Raw genomic sequence first — 3,639 nt, 5'->3', positions numbered from 1 at the left:
AGGGGCGCCGATCTTGTGCCCGCTCACCGCGAGCGTCGCGAGGCCGGACGCCGCGAAGTCGACAGGGAGATGGCCGAACGCCTGGACGGCGTCCGAGTGGACGGGGATGCCATGTTGGGTGGCGGCCTCGACGATTTCGGGGATCGGCTGGATGGCGCCGACCTCGTTGTTCGCCCACATGACCGTCACGAGGGCCACCGTCTCGGGATCCCGTGCGAGCTCGGCGCGGACGGCGGCCGCGCTTGTGACGCCGTCGGGATCGCACGGGAGCCACACGACCTCGGCGCCCTCGTGCCGTTCGAGCCATTCGACCGCGTCCATGACCGCGTGGTGTTCGACGCTCGAGCAGAGGATCCGCGTGCGGCGCGGGTCGGCGCCGCGGCGAGCCCAGAACAGGCCCTTCACCGCGAGGTTGTCCGCCTCGGTTCCGCCCGACGTGAAGACGACCTCCGACGGGTGCGCCCCGAGCGTCGCGGCAAGCTTCTCCCGCGCGTCCTCAAGTGCCCGGCGGGCGCGCTGGCCCGAGGCGTGGAGCGACGACGGGTTGCCGCCCAGCGCCGCCTGCTCTGAGTACGCGGCGAGGGCGTGCGGTGTCACGGGTGTCGTGGCGGCATGGTCGAGGTACACGGGCACCCTTCAACTGTAGGACGGCAGGGAATCCCCACGGGTTGTGCGGTGAACGATCCGCGCGCAGCATTCGCGCGCGCCGTCGGTCGGATCGAGCGGCTCGACGCCGCGGTCCGTGTCAGCGCAGCCGACGAGCGCGCCCTCGAGCAACGCCGCGCTCAGGGTGCACACGACCTCGCGATGATCGCGCGCCAGCCGGTGGAAGGGGCAATTGGCGAGCTCGATCGCGTCACCTTCCGCCCCCGGCACGGGCGCATAGCCAGTCGCGTCGAGCACGGCCTCGATGCTTCCGTGGTGCCGACCGAGCGCCTCGCCGGCCTCGTGCCCCACCTCACGCAATGACTCGGCCACGGGGACGCCGTGGTTCATGGACCGCTCAGCGGCCTGGGCCATGAGCTTGCCCGCGAGCTCGTAGCTGCGCTCCGGCACGGACGCGACCACCTCGGTCATGGCGAGCGAGTAGAACTTGGAGGGTCGGCCCGTGCCCGGGCCTCCGGCTCCGGGCTTGGCGAACGTGACGGTGAGGATTCCCTCCTCGGCGAGCCGGTCGAGCTGCGCGGCCGCCGCCCCCCGCGTCAGGCCGACGGCCGCAGCGACCTCGTCGCGCCCGACCGGCCGGCCCGCCGCTCGGATGAAGTCGAAGAGCGCCCGGCGCGTCCGGTCGCCCAGTGACGCGACAGCGGAAACGCGACGGGACCACGCGGTGGTTGCCATGGGTCCAGTGTAAATCCAAAACCTTGATCCATTGTTTTAGATCTCGCCCGAGACTAAAATCACAAGTACCAATTTTGGAGAGGAGTCCTGCTATGTCTTCCGCCTCGACCCACGGCGACGCCCGAGTTCCCGCCCGTCGCGCCGGTGCAGCCACCCTGAGCGGCGCCGGCCAGGCCTATGTAATGCTGCGCACCATCTTCACGGTCGCCCCGATCCTGTTCGGCCTCGACAAGTTCTTCAACTTCCTGACCTTCTGGCCCAGCTACCTCGCGCCTGTCGCGACGAACGTCATCCCCGTGACGCCGCAGATGTTCATGTACGGAGTGGGCGTCATCGAGATCGTCGCGGGCGTGCTCGTGGCCGTCGTGCCCCGCTGGGGCTCCGCCATCGTGGCGCTGTGGCTCCTCGGGATCATCGTGAACCTCGTGGTCCTCGGTCACTTCTACGACGTCGCGCTCCGCGACTTCGGTCTCCTCGTGGCCGCCCTCGCGCTCAACCGACTCGCCACCCGGAGAGCCTGAGGCCGGGAGCGTCAAGGCCGGGAGCGTGAGGCCCGGGCACCTGAGGGCGCGGCGCCTGAGGGCCCGGAGCCTGAGGGCCGCGGAGGAGGCCAGCGGCACCGGAGCGCCCGCGCCAGGAGGCAGGCGGCGCCTCTTAGGATTGATCCATGACGCCGCCCATCCCCTCTCACTACGAGGTGCTCGGCGTCTCCGTCACCGCGACCGCCCAGGAGATCAAGGCGGCGTACCGCCGCGCGGCCCGAACTCATCACCCTGACCACGGCGGGGATCCCGCGGAGTTCCACCGCGTGACCCTCGCCTACGAGGTCCTCTCCGACCCCAAGCGTCGCGAGGCCTACGACCGCAGCTACTTTTCCTCCTTCCCACAGCGGGAGCCCGCCGGAAGCCCCTGGAGCCCGGGCACCGGTGGGACGGACGACGGCGGGGCGCACCCGCCGTCGTCCGCGCGCCCCGGCGAGGGGGCACCAGGGTTCGATCCCTTTGGATTCTCCGCGCGCCGCGGATCGGCAGCCGGGACATCGGGCGCCGGAAGACCCGGCGCGGGGAGGCCACAGCGCAACCTCGCCGCCGAATCCGCGGTCTACGAGCCGCCCTTCAGGGACGGCGTCGTGCCGCTCATCCCCGCACAAACCGCCGCGCGGCGCGAACATGGCGAGCCGCGCCGCCGCGGGGTATTCGGCGCGGCCGCCCGCATCCAGCGCGAGCAGCGCACGGCCGCCCTCATCCAGCGCCACATCCTCGCCGAGATCCCCTCCGCGCGGCTCCTCAACGGACTCCACTCACCCGCCGGCGCGGGCGGGGGGACCTACATCGCGCACGCGGTGCTCGCGGGGTATCGGCTCGCCATCATCGACTCGATGCTCGTGCCCGTGGGGAACTACGCCTGGGACGGCGCCCAACTCCTGCAGGGAGGTCGCGGCGCGGTCCCGCCGCTCGTGGGCGGGCAGGTCCGTCTGTTCCAGGAAGTGTTCCCTGAGCTCAACGTTCAGGGCTTCCTCCTCGCGCAGACGCCGGATTCGAGCCTCCACCAGCCTGTCATCGACGTGCACCGCAGCGTCACCTCGGGGATCGAGCCTCTCAACGGCTCGAAGTTTGTCCGGGAGCTCAAGTTCTTCCTCGCGTCCGGGCCGCAGCCCAACGTCGTCTACGTCCCGGCGCTCGCGCGGCTGCTCACGGGGCTGCACTGAGCTGGGCTGGCGCGGCCGGCGACGAGAGATCCTTGCCGCGCGGCCTGTCACTAGGATGGAGTGCGTGTTTCGCATCCTCTTCTACGCCCCCGAAATCCCGGGCAACACGGGCAACGCCATCCGCCTCGCAGCGGTGACGGGCTCCGAGCTCCACCTCGTCGAACCACTCGGCTTCGATTTCGAGGATGCCAAGCTCCGCAGGGCCGGCCTCGACTACCACGACCTCGCCGTCGTGACCGTGCACAAGACGCTCGACGAGGCCTTCGCGGCCCTCCTGCCCGCGCGCGTCTTCGCGTTCACGTCGCACGGGGACACGCCGTACGCCGAGATCGCGTACGGGCCCGGCGACGTCCTGTTCTTCGGCCCCGAATCGGTGGGCCTCCCCGCTGAAGTGCTCGCGGACCCCCGTGTCACGGCGCGCGTGCGGCTGCCCATGGTGCCCGCGCGCCGCTCCCTCAACCTCGCGAACTCCGCCTCGATCGCCGTCTACGAGGCTTGGCGGCAGAACGGCTACGCGGGCGCGAAGGTCTAGCCAGCACAGCAGCTCTCCGGCGGCGCAGAGCTCAGAACCCCGCGATCGTCTCGCGCGC

General features: G+C 70.9%; 5 protein-coding genes. 3 read left to right on the top strand and 2 right to left on the bottom strand.

Annotated features, from left to right (window positions below; all coding sequences use genetic code 11):
* The coding region (locus tag ACLN58_RS19530; protein WP_415856901.1) for a cysteine desulfurase family protein at window positions 1-633 on the bottom strand (633 nt) is incomplete at its 3' end.
* A gap of 3 nt (window positions 634-636) precedes the next feature.
* On the bottom strand, window positions 637-1,341 hold the full coding sequence (locus ACLN58_RS19525; protein WP_415856900.1) for a helix-turn-helix transcriptional regulator: 705 nt from the start codon (window positions 1,339-1,341) through the stop codon (window positions 637-639).
* Window positions 1,342-1,433: 92 nt separating this feature from the next.
* Here ACLN58_RS19525 and ACLN58_RS19520 point away from each other — a divergent pair, with 92 nt between their 5' ends.
* From ACLN58_RS19520 to ACLN58_RS19510, 3 genes are all read left to right on the top strand, one after another.
* A complete protein-coding gene (locus ACLN58_RS19520; RefSeq protein WP_415856899.1) occupies window positions 1,434-1,862 on the top strand; it encodes a hypothetical protein in 429 nt (142 codons plus the stop codon).
* Between the two features lie 146 nt (window positions 1,863-2,008).
* Window positions 2,009-3,049 (top strand): J domain-containing protein, encoded by a 1,041-nt coding sequence (locus tag ACLN58_RS19515; protein ID WP_415856898.1) that lies wholly within the window; start codon window positions 2,009-2,011, stop codon window positions 3,047-3,049.
* A 64-nt stretch (window positions 3,050-3,113) separates the two neighbouring features.
* Entirely contained in the window at window positions 3,114-3,581 is a 468-nt protein-coding gene (locus tag ACLN58_RS19510) for a tRNA (cytidine(34)-2'-O)-methyltransferase (RefSeq protein WP_415856897.1), read from the top strand.
* Window positions 3,582-3,639: the final 58 nt, after the last annotated feature.

It is taken from the genome of Sinomonas sp. G460-2, assembly GCF_047759905.1.
GTDB lineage: Bacteria > Actinomycetota > Actinomycetes > Actinomycetales > Micrococcaceae > Sinomonas.
Note: the sequence above shows the minus strand (reverse complement) of the source record. Positions and strands in the feature narration are given on the sequence as shown.

Coding starts and splice junctions, on each gene's coding strand:
- ACLN58_RS19525 (WP_415856900.1), bottom strand. CDS start 1,341: ATGGCAACCACCGCGTGGTCCCGTCGCGTTTCCGCTGTCGCGTCACTG.
- ACLN58_RS19515 (WP_415856898.1), top strand. CDS start 2,009: ATGACGCCGCCCATCCCCTCTCACTACGAGGTGCTCGGCGTCTCCGTC.
- ACLN58_RS19520 (WP_415856899.1), top strand. CDS start 1,434: ATGTCTTCCGCCTCGACCCACGGCGACGCCCGAGTTCCCGCCCGTCGC.